This is a genomic window from Paraclostridium bifermentans (assembly GCF_964259345.1).
Classification (GTDB): domain Bacteria; phylum Bacillota; class Clostridia; order Peptostreptococcales; family Peptostreptococcaceae; genus Paraclostridium; species Paraclostridium bifermentans_B.
In genome coordinates this window covers 657,526-675,284 of record NZ_CAXVJR010000001.1, presented here as the reverse complement: position 1 = coordinate 675,284, position 17,759 = coordinate 657,526, and the positions used below count along the sequence as shown (strand labels likewise).

Here is a 17,759-nt window from a genome sequence, read left to right as displayed (position 1 = left end):
TAAAAATAATTAAAATAGGAGATTGAAATGAGTGAAACTTTAAAACTTTTAATAGGTGTATTAGCTATATTATCAATAGGTATAGGATTTTCTATATTTGAAAATATGAGGAAAATGAAATATCTAAGAATTAATATATTACATGAATACGGAAAAGAAATTGATTTAGAAGATGTAAATTTAAAAATGAAAAATGTATCAAGTTACTTTAGAAATAAGAATGAAGCTGACACTATAGATGATATAACTTGGAATGACTTAAGTTTAGATGATATTTTTAAAAAGATAAATAACACACAATGCACTGCAGGACAAGAAGTGTTATATGATATACTGAGAAATCCTGTGTATAATGAAGAAGAGTTAATTAAAAGAGATAAAATTATAGATTACTTTAGGAAAAATGAAAAAGAAAGACAAGAAATACAATTAATATTAGGTAAGTTAGGAAAAACTAATGAATTATATATAACAAATTGTTTATTCAATAAATCGGATAATAGTAAAAGCAAACTATTAAAGTATAGGTTATTAGCATGGTTTCCTACCTTTAGTATATTACTAGTCTTATTAAATCCGTTATTTATAGTGATAACTATAGGGTCAGTTGTAGTTAATGTATTTATAAGTCAGCGAAATAAAGTTGAAAATTATGATGCTAGTGGATTTAGCTATATGATAAGACTTATAAATGTTGCAAATAAAATAAGAGGTAAAAAGATAAAAGAGTTAGATGAAAATATAAATAGCATTAATTCGAATTTAAATAATGTTAAAAATATCAGAAGAAAGAGTGTAGGAGCTGAAACTAAAACTATAATGACAGATATGGACGTATTTTCAGAATATGCAAACTTAGCATTTTTAAGAGAGTTAATAAATTATGAAAAAGTAAAAAACATTATTATAAAAAATAAAGATGATTTAAAAACAATTTACGAATATGTAGGAATGATAGATGCTTTAATTGGAGTAGCATCATTTAGAGATAGTCTTGAATTTTTTACAATACCAGAGCTTACTAAATCAAATTCAAAAAAAGAAAATCATATAAACTTTAAGGAAATATATCATCCACTTATAAAAAAACCAGTGTTAAATAGTGGGAGTTTTAATAGTGGAGTTTTAATTACAGGTTCAAATGCATCTGGAAAATCTACTTTTATAAAAACTGTAGCTATAAACGCAATTCTTGCACAAACTATATATACTTGCTTTGCTAAAGAGTATAAATCTTCATACTTTAGAGTATATACATCTATGGCATTAAGAGATGATATCCATAGCAATGAAAGTTATTACATAGTGGAAATTAAGTCTTTAAAAAGAATATTAGATAGCATAAATGATAATATACCTTGTTTATGTTTTGTTGATGAAATCCTTAGAGGAACAAATACTGTTGAGCGTATAGCATCTTCAAGTGAAGTTTTAAATGATATAGGTAGTAAAAATACTATCTGCTTTGCAGCTACCCATGATGTAGAACTAACATATATATTAGAAGGAATATATATAAATTATCATTTTAAAGAGACTATAACGGATGAAGATATAAAGTTTGATTATAAACTTCATAAAGGACGTGCTCAAACTAGAAATGCTATAAAATTATTAGGATTTATGGGGTATGACAAAGAGCTTGTAAAAAATGCAGATAAGAGAGCAAAAGAATTTTTAAATGAAGGAATGTGGAAAAATATAAAAGCAAAATATTAAATAAAAAACTGCTAATAAGTAAATCTATATTGGCAGTTTTTTATTTGAAAAATTTATCGAAAAAAGAGGGTTTTGTTTGAATTTGCAGAATTATCTAAATAAGAGGTGATCATTATGACAATGCCAAGTAAAGTTTTAAAATTTGATAAAAGAAAGGTTTTAGAATCTGAGATGATTTTAAATATTGAATATTACATAAAAAAATCTCAGGAAGGCATGGACCTCATAACAAAAGGAAATAAAAAAGATGCTATGAGAATATTAAAAGATCTTAGAAAAATGTTAAAAAAAGAATATAACTATTATAAAAAAAGAAATGTTAAGATTTATATACAAAGAAATAATGTATATAGAACTTATCAGTGGGGGATAGTACTAGCTTATTCAAAATTATATAAAGTTAACTCATATAAGTTTTTATATGATAATTTATTTAATATATGGGATAGTATATCAAATCATGATTCATGTTTATTTTTGAGAAAAAACTTATAAAAATATACTTCTAATATTAGAAGTATATTTTTATTTATATATGAAATTTTTTAATATACTAATACATTTATTTTTATCAAAATCAAGGTAAGATTTAGAGCTTATAGTTTTATAATTACTATAACTAGGGTCTGGGAATTGAAGCTGCTCAGCTTTATAGTTATTAAGGCTAAGTGCTGTAAAACCAAGACTAAGCATTCGGTATGGAGTTATATTCAGCTTAACATAGGGAAAAGTGTACGCTATAACACCAGGATAATTTATAAAAGGTAGTTTAGAAAAATTATATAAAATACTTTGGAGTATATTTCTTTGTAATTCTTCCTGTAAAAAAACACTAGACTTAGAATACTTAGAGAGTAAGTTAATTACATCATACCCATTTAAATATGAAGAATCAAAATTTATATCACCTATAGATTGTATTATTTTAATTAGAGCTGTTTTATTAATTACTACATAATTATCAATCTTTATATCAAAGTTACTTTCAATTGTGTTTAATAATAATCTTTCATCACTATATAAATAAGAATCACTTAAACTGCCGACACCAATTCCTGGTATATCTACCAAAGTATCTTTACAAAGAGAAGTTAGTTTTAAATTTTTAGACACAGAATTTATAGTTAGAATTATAGAACAATAGCATGGGGACCTATCATTAAAATTAGTATTATCAACTCCAATTAATAGTAAATTATTAATTCCGTGCATGTATTTATAACTATCTGTCTTACTTAAGCTATAAGTAGAATTAAAGTTAAATAAAATAATGACTAAAGTTATAATCAATAAAAATTTATATTTAATATTCATATTAAAACCACCTAAACAATAAATTTTAATTAGTTTTAACAATAATTCATATAAAATACAGTAATGCTACACAAAAAATACTAACAGATATACTAATATAATTGAATAATTAAAAACTAATAAAAGGTGATTTAAATGAAAATAAAAAACAATTTAGCGCTGTGTTAATTGGATTGGAGTATTTAGATGGACATTTAATATTACAAATTATAAATTTAAGCATAAGTAACTTTATATACTATAAAGTTATGACAAGTTTGAATTTGCTTTAAAATAAAAAGGCAATCTTGACTTAAAAGGCAAGATTGCCTTTTTATTACAAAGAAGGCAATTATCTTACAAAGAAGGAGTTGCTATTATAAATAAGAGGCGAAAATGCCTTGTACGATATATATGCATAATAAGATATATAAGCTTTATAAATAGAAAAGCATTGAAATTTAAAGGAATAAAGTGAATATTATTCATATTTTAAATTGGCATGTTTATTGCTATATAAAATTGATAAATAATAAATTATCAAATAATGGGGGTATAAATTATGAGTAATCAACCAGCAAGTGCTTTAAATTCACCGAGATTTTGTAACACAGGAAATTTTATGAGGCTACCAAAAATGACAGATACTAAAGATTTAGATTTTGCAGTATTTGGAATGCCATTTGACACAGCAAGTTCATATAGAAGTGGATCGAGATTTGGACCATCAGCAATAAGATCAATATCAGCTATGATGAAGCCTAATAACGTAATATTAGGAGTTAATATACTTGAAAGTTTAAAAGGGGCAGATTATGGAGATGTAAATGTAACACCTGGATACATACTACCTACTTATAGAGCTATAGAAGAAGAACTTCAACCTATAGTGGATTCAGGTATAATACCTATAGGTCTTGGAGGTGATCACAGTGTAACTCTAGCAGAGTTAAGAGCTATAGCCAAAAAACATGGGCCAGTAGCTATGATACATTTTGATTCACATGCTGATATAAATGATTTAGTATTTGGGGAAAAGTATAATCATGGAACACCATTTAGAAGAGCCATAGAAGAAGGATTAATAGATCCATCGTGTTCTATTCAAATAGGAATGAGAGGTTCATTATATGACCCTGATGAACATGAAAAAGCTAAGGAATTAGGATTGGAACTAATACCAGCACATAAGATGAGGGAGATGGGACTTGAAGAAGTTGTAAGACAAATAAAGGAAAGAGTAGGAAATAAGAAGGTGTTTTTGACATTTGATATAGACTTTGTAGACCCAGCTTATGCACCGGGTACAGGAACTCCAGAAGTTGCAGGATTTACATCTTATGAAACTTTATGGTTAGTTAGAGAATTAAAAGAGCTAAACTTTGTAGGATTTGATGTAGTTGAAGTATTACCAGCATATGATAGTGGAGAAATAACTTCATATATGGCAGCTAACATATGTTTTGAATTTATATCTATATTAGCTCTTAAAAAAACAAGGCAGTAAATAAATTTAAATACTCACCTTAAATAATTAAAATAGATTGGTCGGATTTTAATTTATAAATTCAGGGGGAACATATGAAAAATGGATATATATTAGTTGCAATGGCTGGTGGATTATTTGCAACTGTAGGAATATTTTCAAATAATCTTATGAAAAATGGATTCACAGCAGAACAAGTTGCATTTGTTAGAGCTTTTGTAGGTTTTTCAATTTTAGCTATATATAGTTTAGTAAAAAATATCAATAACTTCAAAATAAGCAAGAAAGGAATTGCTTTAGCAATTTTAAGTGGGATTATATGTCAAACAGCATTTAATATATTCTACTTTAAAGCCATTGATAGTGTAGGGGTGTCTATAGCTGCTGTTTTATTATATACATCACCACTGTTTGTAGCTTTATTTTCAAAAGTATTATATAAAGAAGATATATGTAAAAGGAAGAAAATATCATTGATATTATGTTTGATAGGAGCTTTAATTGCCGTAACTGGTGGAAAATTAAATTTTAGAGATTTAAACACAGTAGGTGTAATATTGGGAATAGGGGCAGCTATAACGTATGCATGTATGCCGATTATAAGTAAATGTGCATTAAATGAGTGTTCTAGTGTAGGATTGATAATTTATAGTTTTTTATTTGGAGCTATACTTATGACACCAATATCAAAACCATGGGAAATAATAAGTCATATAGGTAATTTTAATATTTTAATAACTATGATTGGAACCGGGTTATTTCCTGCAGCTTTAGCATATATATGTTATGTCACAGGAATTGAAAAAGGAGTAGAGCTATCTAGAGCAGGAGTAATATGCTCATCAGAGCTGATAATATCTGCTATCATAGGATGGACTATGCTTGGAGAAGAATTTTCAATAATAAAAGTATTAGGACTTTGTATAATGATGATATCAACTATAATAGCTACAAAGTCGCAAGACAGTAAAGTTAATATAGAAGAAGCTAATGCTATTAAATAAGCTTTATTACATATTAGTAATATGTATATAAAATTATAGATAAAAAATAATGGATTATATTTGTATAATCCATTATTTTTTCTATTAAAATTCTATTGAAATATTATGTTTATTTAATTTTCTTCTTACAGTGCTTCTATCAATTTTTAGTTTGTGAGCCATTTCTAAAGTATTTGAACATTGTTCTTTAACACTTAATAATATATTTTTTTCATACTCATCTAAAGCTTTATTAAGCGAAAAATCATTATTAAATTCAAACGGTGTGTTCATATAACTTTGAATAAGTATCTCATCAGGTAAATCATTTTTATATATAATATCTTCATTAGATACTACAACAAGCCTTTCAATAATATTTTCAAGCTCCCTAACATTTCCAGGCCAAGGGTAATCAATAAGTGAGCTTAAGCATTCATTAGAAATTATTTTATTAATTTTGTACTTATTATTAAATTTATTCAAAAACATACTTATAAGAGGAATTATATCTTCTTTTCTTTCTTTTAGAGGTGAAATATTTATTGGAACAACATTAAGTCTGTAAAATAAATCTTCTCTAAAAGTATTGTTTTTTACCATATCGCTTAAGTTTTTATTTGTTGCAGCTATTATTCTGATATCTACACTTATTTTCTTTTTACCGCCAATTCTATAAAATTCCTTGTCTTGGATTAAGCTAAGTAGTTTAGTTTGAAGAGGAAGTGATAATTCTCCTATTTCATCTAAAAATAAAGTACCCTTATCAGCTAACTCAACTAGTCCAATTTTTCCTTCTTTATTGGCTCCAGTAAAAGAACCTTTTTCGTATCCGAATAATTCTGATTCAATTAGACTTTCGGGAATGGATCCACAATCTATTTTAATAAATGGATTCTCAGATCTATTACTATTATCGTGTATGAATTTACTTACAACACCTTTTCCAACACCAGACTGACCATAAATAAGTACTGTGGAATCAACTTTTGATATTTTTTTAGATATGTTTAATATATCTTTCATAACATTACTAGAACAAATTAATTCCTTATTATGATAATCATGATTTTTTAGTGAAAATAATTCTTCACATATTGACTTATTTACTTCTTTTAATTTAGTAAATTCTCTTTTAAGGTTTTCTATGTAAGTCATATCACGTGAAGTTATTACTACTTTATCCAAAATACCATCTTTAAATATAGGTGTTCCATGAGCTAAAACTTGTTTGTCATTTACTTTTTGAATTTGTTTTATATTTTTTTTACTTTTTATAACTTCGAGTGCAACAGAAGAAGAATATATTCCACTATTAACCATTTCTTGCATATTATATCCTATAATAGTATCTCTATTAATACCTTCTATATATTCGCAAGCTTTATTATAAAATAAGGTAATTCCATTTTTATCTGTTATATGTATGCCATCAAGTGATGCATCTAATATATTTGAAAGTTCATTATTTCCCATAAAAATCCCCCTTTTTAATAAGTGTAAATAATATTTTTTAAAAATACAAATTTATTTATTGTATCCAAATTTTAATCAAATTTAATTGGGATGATGATATAATGATAATTAATTATGGTAAAAATTTACATATTTGGTTGATAGGGGGAATTAAATGAAAAATATTGAATTAAGGCAATTAGAAGTAGGTAATATAGTTAAAGTAAATTCTCAAAAATATAAAGTTTCCTCGTATATAGTATATGAAGATGAGGAAAAATCAACTTTTATAGAATATGAACTTGTAGGATTGAAATTTAAAAAAGAAAAATTATGGCTTTGTATAGGAATTAATTATGATGAAGTACTACTTTTTAAACAAGCAGATTACCCTGATGGAGAAAGATCTTTATTAAATAAAGGTTATGAATTACTAGATAACTTGGATGCTAAAGTAATAAATTTTTCAGACGGTGATGTAGATTTATATGAGTGTGTAAATTTTAAAGAATTTAAACATAATGAAGTGGGTGTTATATTTTCCATAGAGACATGGGAAGATGAAATTTGTTATAGTGAAAGTATACCTATAAATGAAGGTGATATTGAAATTTTAATAGAAAGTGAAGGAATAAGTTCTGATATAAATTTAATTAGTAACAGAAAAAAAGTACCATATCTAAAGTATATATTATTACTTTTAATACCAGTTGCAATAATTTTAATATCTTTAATATCTTTAAACTTATCTAATAAAAACTTTATAAGAGATTATTTACAATCAGATTCAAGCTATATATACGATACATCTATAACTTCAGATGCAGATAGTAAATTAAAAGCAGATATTTATACAACAGTATTGTCTATGGATACAACAACTGAGTTTATAGTAAATGCAGCTGCAGATATAATAGAGGACGTTCAAAGTTCAGATGATGAATATAGTGTAGCTATACTTACAAAATATGAGTACGCAATTGTGTATATAGGAATGGATAATAAGACATATATTCAGGTTTCACCTAGAGAATATGTTTATACTAGTAATCATGATTTATATAATGCACATTATGCATCATCAAATATTTATTATAGAGATTTTTACTATACATTTGGATATATTAATGATTCTAAAAAATATAAAAATAGAGTAACACCGTATGCAGGGTACGTAGGAAGTAATATAAGCAAAAATTCAAGCGATAAATATAGACAGCTAAAGTTATCTCCAACAAGTATAAAGCAATCAAGTTTGAATTCTAGAACTTCGTCAGGCGGAGGGTTAAGTAGTGGAAAATAATAAATTAAGGAGGCAATTATGCTAGGAATTTTAGGAACAATAACATACTCTATAATAGGATTTATATTTATGTTAGTTGGAAATTTTATTGTAGATTTAGTTATACCATGTCATTTTCCAACGGAAATTAAAAAAGGTAATAAAGCTGTAGGGTGTATAAGTGCAGCTTCATTTATATCAGTAGGAATACTTATAAGAAGTGTTATAGTATCACCTATTATACAAAATAGCAATATTACGTTTTTACAAGATTTAACATCAACAGTATTATATTTTATATTAGGAATAGCTCTTTGTATATTAGGCTATATAGGTATGTTATTATTTAACAAAAAATATAATTTAAATGAAGAAATTGGAAAAGGGAATACAGCAGCAGGAATTATGGTTTCAGGAATGTTTATAGGACTTTCTATATTAATTAGTGGAGCTATACAATAGTGAAAGATTTAAAATTTAATTATAAGCTTTTGATGTTTACAACACTTATAATTTCAGGCTGTTCAATAGTCTATGAACTTCTTATAAGTGCTGTGGGTTCGTACTTACTAGGTGACAGTATAAAACAATTTTCCATAACTATAGGTCTTTATATGTGTGCAATGGGATTTGGATCTCATATATCAAAATATATAAAAAAAGACTTATTTGATTTTTTTGTATTTGTAGAAATAGCTGTTGGAATTATAGGAGGTATATCATCGTTAGTATTATTTTTATCTAATGCATATATAGCTTCTAATGAGTTTATCATGTATATTCAGATAATATTTATTGGGACTTTGGTAGGATTAGAAATACCTATACTTACGAGAATAATAGAGGAAAACTGTGATAACTTAAGAGTTACATTATCTAATGTATTTAGCTTTGATTATATTGGCGGGCTAATTGGATCATTAGCATTTCCTTTATTCTTACTACCGACACTTGGGTATTTTTCAACATCTTTTTTAGTTGGAGCTATAAATATTATTATATCTATAGTAATTATACATAACTATTCAAATTACATAAAAAATATCAATATTTTTAAGACTATAGCTTATATAGCTGTTGTAATTATGTTTTTAGGTATAGTTTTTTCAGAAAACATATCAAGAAGTATAGAAAATTCTTTATATAGAGATAGAGTAGTATTGACGACACAAACTAAATACCAAAAAATTGTTATGACAAAACATAAAGATGATTTAAGACTATATTTAAATGGTAATATACAATTTTCATCAAAAGATGAATATAGATATCATGAAGCTTTAGTGCATATACCTATGTCAGTAAGTAAAAGCCATGAAAATATATTAATACTTGGTGGTGGAGATGGGTTAGCTGTAAGAGAACTTTTAAAATATAATGATGTTAAAAAAATTACATTAGTTGATATTGATGACGAGATGGTTAATATATGTAAAACTAATGAGTTAGTCAAAGAGATAAATAATAATTCTTTATCAAATAGAAAAGTTGAGTTAGTGTATGAAGATGCATTTAAGTTTTTAGAAAATACGAAAGAAGTATATAATGTAATAATTGTAGATTTGCCAGACCCGAATAACGATAGTCTAAATAAATTATATACTAATATATTTTATAGATTATGTAAAAATGTACTAGTACAAGATGGAGTTATGACAGTTCAATCAACTAGCCCATATTATGCTAAAAATGCATTTTGGAGTATAAATAAAACGCTAAAATCAGAAGATTTTAATGTATACCCGTATCATGTTCAAGTTCCATCTTTTGGAGACTGGGGATTTAATTTATGTTCAAAAGATGATATAGATATATCTAATATAAATGTAAAAGTTGATACTAAATTTTTAAATAAAGATTCTATAAATAGTATATTTAATTTTGGAGAAGATGAAAAAATTGATATTAATAAAATAGATACAAATACCTTATCTCATCCTAAATTAATAAATTACTATGAAGAATCAGTAAAAAATTGGAAATGATTAAATAATATAAGAAGCTCATTCTATAAGGATGAGTTTTTTTGTGCAACAAATGTACTTGTATTTGCAAGATGTTGTTTTATTAATAGAGGATATTGAAAATCTTAATATAATTAAATTAAGATACAAAAAATAGTTAATAGGAGGTTACAATATGGAAGCTATTATTAAATTTGTTGCCTATGCAATTATTTGCTTAATAGGAATGCCTATAGTGACAATACTACATGAATTAGGGCATGCAATTATGCAGTTAATTTTTACAAAAGGAAAAGTAAACGTAATTATAGGAAATGGAAAGTTAGATATGAAATTCACTATAAATAGACTGACTATAAATTTAAAAGGTTATGAAAGCATAGGCGCTTTAAGTTATGGATTTTCTAGAGGAAGCATAGCAGATAGTAAATTTAAAAATATATTAATTTATTTAGGAGGACCTTTAGTTTCAGTTTTAATTTGCATAACAACATATATTACTATATTTAAGATTGATAATATATTTTTTATATATGCAATGAATGCATTTTTCTGGTGTAGCTTATTTTCAACTTTATGTACATTGATACCTATGAAATATAACTATTATCCATATGAAGGATATTATAGTGATGGATATAAAATAGTTCAGGTTTTGAAAAGCAAAAAAGGAGTTTGTAAATGAAAATAAATCATATACTCGATAAATTTATAGAAGAAACAAATATAGAGGTTATAACTAATGACGAGAATACTAAAGATTTTTTGTATATAAAGAAGTTAATAGAAGAAGATAACCTAAACTTAATAGGTAAAGATTTAGAAAAAAATAAAGATATAAAAGTTAACGATAAAGATATAATATATTTTGAAATATATGGAAGAGATGTATGTTTTACGACTATAGATAATGAGCTATTAGTTATAAGGATGTCTATGAAAAAACTAGAAGATATATTAGACAATAGGGTGCATTTTATTAAAATTAGTAAAAGTATAATTATAAATATTAAGCATATAGAAGAAATAAACTATCATTCGAATATGAGATTCCAAGTAAGATTAACAAATGGATATAAGCAGTTAGTAAATAGAAGTTATTTTAAGAACTTTAAAAAATGTATAGAGGAGGTTTATAATTAATGAGGGAATCTAGTGCAAAATTTTATATGATACTTTCACAGGCTTTACTACTTTTTATAATACAATTGATATTAACTTCAGATAAACAAACTTCTATAGTGCTAATTGCAATTACAGGAATTAGTTTTATGTTTGCATATTCAGGAGCTATATTATATCCTAAATTAATAGATAAGTTTGGATATAATAGCTATAAAACTATATTATTACTATTATATGGAGTAATAGGGCAAATTTTTTATATAGCACTTAAAGTTATTGGATTAGAAATTGGATATATAGAATTTATATTATCATATATAGCATTATGTGTTATAACATATCAAATAAATAAAAGAATTTATATAAGAGAGATAAATAAATTAAATAATCTTATAAAAGACAATAAATAGATATTATATATAAAAATGATGGATTAAAAAATATATTAACATACTTTTTAATCCATCATTTTTATTCTTTAAATACTAATTACTATTTTTATTATTTTGACTACTATTATCCTGTTTTATTTCCCATTCAATAACAAAAGTCATTAAAACTCTAAGTAAAAAAACAGCTCCTAGTATAACTAGTTCATCTAGAGTTTTAACAAGTACTGTTTTTAGTATTTCAGCAGCTAATTTAAACTCTAGACCAGTTGCCATAGCTGTTGCAAATTGATGTTTAAAAGCAAAATCCTTTTTAAATAATGCTTTTCTTAGATAGTAGTAAAATGCAGTAAATGCACCCATTGTTATAACTATAACACCCATAAATTCAAAAATATTAACTAATATGGGTATAAATTTAGTCATTATTTCTTCAAGCATAATATCCTCCTATGTTGAAATTATAATTTTATTATTTGTAAATAAAAAATTATTAAGCGAATTTATTAAAAAAGTCTTTTTTATCTAGATAAAGAATTAAAACTATACCACAAATTAAAACAAGTGTAGCGCAAAGTCCGGCTTCTGGTCCGAATACACCACCTGATATAGCTGGATTTCCAGTTAAGTTTAAATCAAATATACTACCAATTGAAACATTTAGGCCACTGACTTCAAATCCAAAAACATTACCTTGAGCAAAGTTCCAAGCACTATGAATTCCACAAGCTCCCCAAAGATCATTAGTTTTTATTACGTATAATCCAAATAAGTAACCCACTAATACTATATTTAAAATTGCTATATAACTTACATTAGGGTTAAATAAATGAAGAGCTCCAAATAATACAGATGAAACAAATAATCCTAGTTTTAAATTATACCTAGCACTTAAGACATTCATAAGCCAACCACGAGTTAAAACTTCCTCGGTACCACCCTGGATTATCCAACCAACTAAAATTATACTTACATTTATTAAGGCAAATTTACCTACTGGCTGAGATGGATTTTTATTTATTGATACAAATCCAAATACATATAAAATAAAAACTACTAAACTCATTAAAGCTAATCCAATTAAAAATCCTGTAATGTATTTTTTAAACCAATTATGTTTAGCAAAACCAATAGAAGAAAGAGATCTACACTCTATTTTAGTAACTCTGAAAAAAACTAACAGAGATACTCCTAAAAAGCTAAGTAAAGATCCAAATAGTATTATTAAGTTTTCATACTGATTAAATAATGGGTCAATATCAAGCGAAAGTAATAAAGGCATAAATAAAAGCGAACCTAAGATAGAACCTAAATTTAAAAATATTAATGTTAAAACAATAGCCCAAATTAAATTTGGCAGTTTTTTTGAAGAACGTGCTTTATCAACTAGACTTTCATTTTTAATAAACATAAAAATTACCCCCTATAACCATACTTATATATATATTAACATATAGTAATATTAATAATAAAATTACATAAATGTTATAAAAAATAGAATATTCAAAAAAAAATTGGTAAAAATAGTATAAAGCAAATTTATACAAGGAGGGCGTAATTATGTTATTAAAACAGATATCTTTATTATTGGTTATAATAGGAGCTATAAACTGGGGATCAATAGGATTGTTTGAACTAGATCTTGTTGGTTATTTATTTGGAGGAACTTATTCTATGATTAGTAGAAGTATATTTACATTAGTGGGGTTAGCAGGTCTATACTCTATATACACATTGATCACGTTAAAAGATAATAGTCAAAAATAATAAAACTTTAAAAGGATAAAAGTTCACCCTAATGTTTAGAGTGAACTTTGCTTATTTCAACCTTATATATATTTAATTCTATCGAGTAATAATCCATCAGATTTAGAGTTTTTTCCATAAACAAAATCTTTCATATAATAAGACAAGTATTTGCCATAATTACTATTAGTATTTAAAATTAAAGTGTCTACATAGTATATATCATTTGGAATATCATCTAATATTATTGAGCATATAGACCCATATATGCCACAGGCAACTTGAAAGTAGGTAGCATTAACTCCGTATATTTCAAATATATCTTTGTTATTTAAAACGTTATACATATACAATTCTTCAGAGTCAAATACTAAAAGTACACCTACTAAATCATAACCAATTAAAGGTTTAGATGAAGGATCTAAAACCTCCATAGGCTTATCCCAAATAATATCAACATTATCTAGGTTATTTCTAATTAAATTTGTAGTGTGATCGTTAACCTTATATATAAACCCTAATTCCATATCATATAGTTCACCCAGAGTAAGTATTTCTTCATGTGGCATTAAGCATCCATAAAACTTGAATTCTCCTAAATTAACCTTAAACTCTAGACTATAGACATCTTTATACATAAAAAGAGGTGTATTATGAGTTACAAATAAAGGATAACTCAAGATTGCTTCATCTAAAAAACATTCTGGAGACCAAGTTGTATACACTGTATTTTCTTTAGCTAAAGATTTATCTTCAAAAAATGAATTATCAAACTCTACAACATAACAAGCTTTAGGTTTTTTATTTTCAATTTGATTCATTAGATGAATAGCCATCCATTGAACAACACCTGGATTCATTCCACTTCCAATAATAGCTTTTGTATTATCAAATAGGCTTTTAGCTTCCTCAAATAAAATATATCTTTCAGACAAGGTAAATCCTTCGAGATCTTCATTTTCATCTACGCTAGTATTTTCAAGTGCAGAATTTATATAGTATATGCCTAATTCATTGCAACAGCTTAACATATCTATAGTATCGGCCCATGAAACATCAATAACTAAGTTAGTGTTAGTTTTTAGTAAGTGAGATTTAAAAGACTCTAAATTATTTAAATCAAACTGATGTAAAGAAATTTTATTTTTAAGGTTAGGAAATGATTTTGAAAAATAATAAAAATCTTTTTGAGATATATCTATTAAATGTAGGTGAGCATTACATATATACTTATGAATAGGGTCGTTGACATCGTTGGCAGACTTATTTAGTATAGATAAAATAGCAGATGCTACACCTCCGCTACTTCCTAAGATTGTTATAATAAATTCGGATAACAAATTTGTAGCCTCCTCTAAAATATATTAAAAACACATAGTATTTTAATATATTATATTAAATTTATCGAAAAATGATACAAAATGGTGGAAAATGCGAAAATAATTAAAATATTATTAAATAATCTTGACTCTATACCTACTATAGACTTTATAATTTGTTTTAGGAAAAATCATAGGAGGTATAATATGGTTAAAGAATTTTTAAGTTATGCTATTCCATCAGCACTAGCTATGTTTATATCGTCATTATATACTGTTATAGATGGAATATTTGTTGGGCAAGGAGTAGGAGACTCGGCTTTAGCCGCCGTAAATATAGTACTTCCTTTTACTGTAGTGTTATTTGGTATAGCAAGTATGCTAGCAGTAGGTGGAGGAGCATTAGTATCTAAAAATGTAGGTGCTGAAGATATAGATAAGGCTGTAGATATATTTAGACAAGTTTTTAAGCTATTATTAATTATAAGTGTAGTAACAAGTATAGTATGTATAGTGTTTACAGGGCCAATAGTAAGAATGTTAGGAGCAACAGATAATTTAGAACCGTTATCTATAGATTATCTTAGATACTATGCAATATTTTGTACACCTAACCTAGTAGGGATAGTACTTAACAGTTTTGTTAGAAATGACAATAGACCAAAGCTTGCAATGGTTTCAACTATAGCAGGAGCTATAACAAATGTAGTTCTTGACTATGTATTTATATTCACATTAGGTATGGGTATAAAGGGAGCTGCTATAGCAACAGGGCTTGGACAAATAGTTACAGTTGCAATTTTACTTCCTCACTTCTTAAAGAAAAGAGGATACTTAAGTTTTGGAAATACTACTTTAGATAAAGATACAATGAAAGAGGTTTTAAATGTAGGATTCCCATCATTCTTTGGACAAGCTAGTTTTTCTGTTATAGTATTTTTACATAACATAGCTTTATCAAATTACATGGGAGAAATAGGTATATCAACATATAGTATAATCAACTATATAACTACTAATATATACATGGTATTATTAGGATTAACATTTGGAGCTCAACCGCTTATAAGTTATAACTTTGGTAGAAAAGACGGAGAAAAAATGTTAAAGTTCTATAGTATAAACTGTAAGAGTTCTCTTATAGTAAGTATAAGTGCAGCTATAATATGTTATGTATTTGGAACTAGTATAGTTGGAATATTTACAACTGATCCACATATAGCTGAACTTGGATATCATGGGATAAAAATAGCATGTTTAGCATATATAATAGGTAGTATAAACTTAGATACATTAGTGTATTATCAAGCTATAGAAATTCCAAAGTTTTCAAACTTAATATGTTTATTCAGATCAATGGTATTTTTACCTATATGTTTAATAGTATTACCAAAATTATTTGGGTTAAATGGTATATGGGCAAGTGTACTAGTATCAGAAACAATAACCTTCATAGTTATGTATATAATCGCCAATATTAAAAAATACACAGCTAAAGTTATTAATGAAAGCAATAACACTTTAGATATGGTACTAGACGAAGCTTCAAATATATAAGTTTTGATTATAAAATGGACTCTTTTTAAAGAGTTCATTTTTATTTTAAAGAAATTATAATTAAAAGATTAATATGATAAAATATAGTTAAGAGGTGATTTTGTGGGAAAATATTTGACGATTGGACAAATGGCTAAATTGAATAATATATCTGTTCAAACCCTTAGGCATTATGAAAAAGTAGAATTATTAAAACCTTCATATACAAATGAAAATACAGGGTATAGATATTATTCAATGAAGGATTTTAATACTATTGACTTAATTAAACAGTGTAAAGCAATGGGGATGTCATTAGAAGAAATAAAGGAAGTAACGAATAACTATACTTCACTAGAATCAATAGAAGATATTTTAAATAATCAGAAAATGATAATAGATGAAAAAATAAAAGAGTTAGAAAATATAAAAAAGAAAATAGGATACATGAAAGATACGATTGCTACCTCATTAGATAAAGGAATAAATAAAGTATTTATAAAATATAACAATCAAAGAAAATTTATTAAGTATAACTACACAGGAAGGTATACCGATGAGTTTGAAATAAACCTTAGAAAAGTTTTATTAGAAGTTGAACGAGATTATGAAAATGTAAATGCAGAGATTGCATTTACTACATCGTATGAAGATATAAATAAAGAGGGAAATGTAGTATATAAAAATGTAATGATAAATTTAGGTGAAGATATAGATTTTAAAGATGAAAAAATAATAACTATACCTGAAGGGGATTATTTAACTATGTATTTTGATGATGCCTATAGGGATGCTGGGAAGTACTATGAAATAATAATGAAATATATAAAAGATAATGAGATTAAGCCAAAAGGAGATTTTCATGAGATATATATAATGACTCGAGTAGGTATGGATGGAAAAGAAAAATCACTTGGTCAAATAGAAATTTTAATATAAAAAGAAAAACTGAGAATAATAAATAAAAGTTGATAAAAATAATATTACATTTAACATAGAGTTATTTAACTCTATGTTTTTTTATATTAAAATTAAGGCAGAATAATCAAAATAGGTTATTTTTTCATAAGTTTTATGAAATTTGAAAACAATACATTTATATTGTAATACTATTCTATAATTAAAAAATTTGAAAAATTTGAATTAAATAAATAAGTTGCAAAAAAAATATATATGTTTTAATATACCTATAGGGGGTATAGAATAAATGTGTTAAACCTCATAATAAAAGGTAATATAAATTTAGGATGGTGAAAACCAATGGATATAAAAAAGGAAACATATAAAGTTACAGGTATGACATGAGCATCTTGTGCTAAAGCTGTCGAGAGGGCAGTTAAGAAAATAGATGGAATTCAAAATCAAAGTGTTAACATTGCAACAGAAAAACTAGATGTTGAATATGATAAAGACAAAGTAAGTTTTGATGATATAAAGTTAGCAGTTGAAAAAGCTGGTTATG

Annotated in this window: 18 protein-coding genes and 1 pseudogene; 14 read left to right on the top strand and 5 right to left on the bottom strand. The window is 25.8% G+C overall.

The window, feature by feature from the left end; genetic code table 11:
- Positions 1-27: 27 nt before the first annotated feature.
- Positions 28-1,719: a MutS-related protein gene (locus ACEXNK_RS03410; RefSeq protein WP_373601032.1), complete on the top strand. Its 1,692-nt coding sequence runs from the start codon at positions 28-30 to the stop codon at positions 1,717-1,719.
- Positions 1,720-1,833: 114 nt separating this feature from the next.
- On the top strand, positions 1,834-2,214 hold the full coding sequence (locus ACEXNK_RS03405) for a hypothetical protein (protein WP_373601031.1): 381 nt from the start codon (positions 1,834-1,836) through the stop codon (positions 2,212-2,214).
- Between the two features lie 30 nt (positions 2,215-2,244).
- On the opposite strand, the gene ACEXNK_RS03400 is transcribed toward ACEXNK_RS03405, so the two are convergent.
- Entirely contained in the window at positions 2,245-3,033 is a 789-nt protein-coding gene (locus ACEXNK_RS03400; protein WP_373601030.1) for an LCP family protein, read from the bottom strand.
- Positions 3,034-3,574: 541 nt separating this feature from the next.
- Between ACEXNK_RS03400 and speB the strand changes: the two genes are divergently transcribed.
- Positions 3,575-4,519 carry an agmatinase gene (speB, locus tag ACEXNK_RS03395; protein WP_373601029.1) on the top strand — a complete coding sequence of 315 codons (945 nt, stop codon included), beginning with the start codon at positions 3,575-3,577 and terminating at the stop codon, positions 4,517-4,519.
- Positions 4,520-4,593: 74 nt separating this feature from the next.
- Positions 4,594-5,502, top strand: coding sequence for a DMT family transporter (locus tag ACEXNK_RS03390; protein WP_373601028.1), 909 nt, complete (start codon positions 4,594-4,596; stop codon positions 5,500-5,502).
- 84 nt (positions 5,503-5,586) lie between these two features.
- Here ACEXNK_RS03390 and ACEXNK_RS03385 read toward each other — a convergent pair whose 3' ends face one another.
- Positions 5,587-6,957 (bottom strand): sigma-54 interaction domain-containing protein, encoded by a 1,371-nt coding sequence (locus ACEXNK_RS03385; protein WP_373601027.1) that lies wholly within the window; start codon positions 6,955-6,957, stop codon positions 5,587-5,589.
- 154 nt (positions 6,958-7,111) lie between these two features.
- Here ACEXNK_RS03385 and ACEXNK_RS03380 point away from each other — a divergent pair, with 154 nt between their 5' ends.
- The 6 genes from ACEXNK_RS03380 to ACEXNK_RS03355 all read left to right on the top strand — a co-directional run bounded on the left by ACEXNK_RS03380 (position 7,112) and on the right by ACEXNK_RS03355 (position 11,717).
- On the top strand, positions 7,112-8,239 hold the full coding sequence (locus ACEXNK_RS03380; RefSeq protein WP_373601026.1) for a hypothetical protein: 1,128 nt from the start codon (positions 7,112-7,114) through the stop codon (positions 8,237-8,239).
- A gap of 18 nt (positions 8,240-8,257) precedes the next feature.
- On the top strand, positions 8,258-8,680 hold the full coding sequence (locus tag ACEXNK_RS03375) for a DUF350 domain-containing protein (protein WP_373601025.1): 423 nt from the start codon (positions 8,258-8,260) through the stop codon (positions 8,678-8,680).
- Complete coding sequence (locus ACEXNK_RS03370; protein WP_373601024.1) at positions 8,680-10,203, top strand: polyamine aminopropyltransferase; 1,524 nt, start codon at positions 8,680-8,682, stop codon at positions 10,201-10,203. The genes ACEXNK_RS03375 and ACEXNK_RS03370 overlap by 1 nt, the downstream gene beginning before the upstream one ends.
- Before the next feature lie 154 nt (positions 10,204-10,357).
- Entirely contained in the window at positions 10,358-10,867 is a 510-nt protein-coding gene (locus tag ACEXNK_RS03365; protein ID WP_373601023.1) for a hypothetical protein, read from the top strand.
- Positions 10,864-11,325, top strand: a complete 462-nt coding sequence (locus ACEXNK_RS03360; protein WP_373601022.1) for a LytTR family DNA-binding domain-containing protein — start codon at positions 10,864-10,866, stop codon at positions 11,323-11,325. The genes ACEXNK_RS03365 and ACEXNK_RS03360 overlap by 4 nt, the downstream gene beginning before the upstream one ends.
- Positions 11,325-11,717: a hypothetical protein gene (locus ACEXNK_RS03355; RefSeq protein ID WP_373601021.1), complete on the top strand. Its 393-nt coding sequence runs from the start codon at positions 11,325-11,327 to the stop codon at positions 11,715-11,717. Before ACEXNK_RS03360 ends, ACEXNK_RS03355 begins: the two co-directional genes overlap by 1 nt.
- A 75-nt stretch (positions 11,718-11,792) precedes the next feature.
- Here ACEXNK_RS03355 and ACEXNK_RS03350 read toward each other — a convergent pair whose 3' ends face one another.
- Entirely contained in the window at positions 11,793-12,137 is a 345-nt protein-coding gene (locus ACEXNK_RS03350; protein ID WP_373601020.1) for a DUF1622 domain-containing protein, read from the bottom strand.
- Positions 12,138-12,189: 52 nt separating this feature from the next.
- Positions 12,190-13,107, bottom strand: a complete 918-nt coding sequence (locus tag ACEXNK_RS03345; RefSeq protein ID WP_373601019.1) for a CPBP family intramembrane glutamic endopeptidase — start codon at positions 13,105-13,107, stop codon at positions 12,190-12,192.
- A 149-nt stretch (positions 13,108-13,256) separates the two neighbouring features.
- Between ACEXNK_RS03345 and ACEXNK_RS03340 the strand changes: the two genes are divergently transcribed.
- A complete protein-coding gene (locus tag ACEXNK_RS03340; protein ID WP_373601018.1) occupies positions 13,257-13,463 on the top strand; it encodes a DUF378 domain-containing protein in 207 nt (68 codons plus the stop codon).
- Between the two features lie 62 nt (positions 13,464-13,525).
- Here the strand turns inward: ACEXNK_RS03340 and ACEXNK_RS03335 are convergent, their stop codons facing one another.
- On the bottom strand, positions 13,526-14,782 hold the full coding sequence (locus ACEXNK_RS03335) for a hypothetical protein (RefSeq protein WP_373601017.1): 1,257 nt from the start codon (positions 14,780-14,782) through the stop codon (positions 13,526-13,528).
- Between the two features lie 186 nt (positions 14,783-14,968).
- Between ACEXNK_RS03335 and ACEXNK_RS03330 the strand changes: the two genes are divergently transcribed.
- The 3 genes and pseudogenes from ACEXNK_RS03330 to ACEXNK_RS03320 all read left to right on the top strand — a co-directional run.
- Entirely contained in the window at positions 14,969-16,318 is a 1,350-nt protein-coding gene (locus tag ACEXNK_RS03330) for an MATE family efflux transporter (protein WP_373601016.1), read from the top strand.
- A gap of 102 nt (positions 16,319-16,420) precedes the next feature.
- The gene (locus ACEXNK_RS03325) at positions 16,421-17,236 is read left to right on the top strand and encodes a MerR family transcriptional regulator (RefSeq protein ID WP_373601015.1); all 816 of its coding nucleotides are present in this window, start codon (positions 16,421-16,423) and stop codon (positions 17,234-17,236) included.
- A 378-nt stretch (positions 17,237-17,614) separates the two neighbouring features.
- Positions 17,615-17,752, top strand: a pseudogene (locus tag ACEXNK_RS03320) (cation transporter); the annotation flags it as partial.
- Positions 17,753-17,759: the final 7 nt, after the last annotated feature.

Coding starts and splice junctions, on each gene's coding strand:
- ACEXNK_RS03360 (WP_373601022.1), top strand. CDS start 10,864: ATGAAAATAAATCATATACTCGATAAATTTATAGAAGAAACAAATATA.
- ACEXNK_RS03350 (WP_373601020.1), bottom strand. CDS start 12,137: ATGCTTGAAGAAATAATGACTAAATTTATACCCATATTAGTTAATATT.
- ACEXNK_RS03355 (WP_373601021.1), top strand. CDS start 11,325: ATGAGGGAATCTAGTGCAAAATTTTATATGATACTTTCACAGGCTTTA.
- ACEXNK_RS03375 (WP_373601025.1), top strand. CDS start 8,258: ATGCTAGGAATTTTAGGAACAATAACATACTCTATAATAGGATTTATA.
- ACEXNK_RS03385 (WP_373601027.1), bottom strand. CDS start 6,957: ATGGGAAATAATGAACTTTCAAATATATTAGATGCATCACTTGATGGC.
- ACEXNK_RS03405 (WP_373601031.1), top strand. CDS start 1,834: ATGACAATGCCAAGTAAAGTTTTAAAATTTGATAAAAGAAAGGTTTTA.
- ACEXNK_RS03330 (WP_373601016.1), top strand. CDS start 14,969: ATGGTTAAAGAATTTTTAAGTTATGCTATTCCATCAGCACTAGCTATG.
- ACEXNK_RS03390 (WP_373601028.1), top strand. CDS start 4,594: ATGAAAAATGGATATATATTAGTTGCAATGGCTGGTGGATTATTTGCA.
- ACEXNK_RS03410 (WP_373601032.1), top strand. CDS start 28: ATGAGTGAAACTTTAAAACTTTTAATAGGTGTATTAGCTATATTATCA.
- ACEXNK_RS03400 (WP_373601030.1), bottom strand. CDS start 3,033: ATGAATATTAAATATAAATTTTTATTGATTATAACTTTAGTCATTATT.
- ACEXNK_RS03365 (WP_373601023.1), top strand. CDS start 10,358: ATGGAAGCTATTATTAAATTTGTTGCCTATGCAATTATTTGCTTAATA.
- ACEXNK_RS03340 (WP_373601018.1), top strand. CDS start 13,257: ATGTTATTAAAACAGATATCTTTATTATTGGTTATAATAGGAGCTATA.
- ACEXNK_RS03345 (WP_373601019.1), bottom strand. CDS start 13,107: ATGTTTATTAAAAATGAAAGTCTAGTTGATAAAGCACGTTCTTCAAAA.
- speB (WP_373601029.1), top strand. CDS start 3,575: ATGAGTAATCAACCAGCAAGTGCTTTAAATTCACCGAGATTTTGTAAC.
- ACEXNK_RS03380 (WP_373601026.1), top strand. CDS start 7,112: ATGAAAAATATTGAATTAAGGCAATTAGAAGTAGGTAATATAGTTAAA.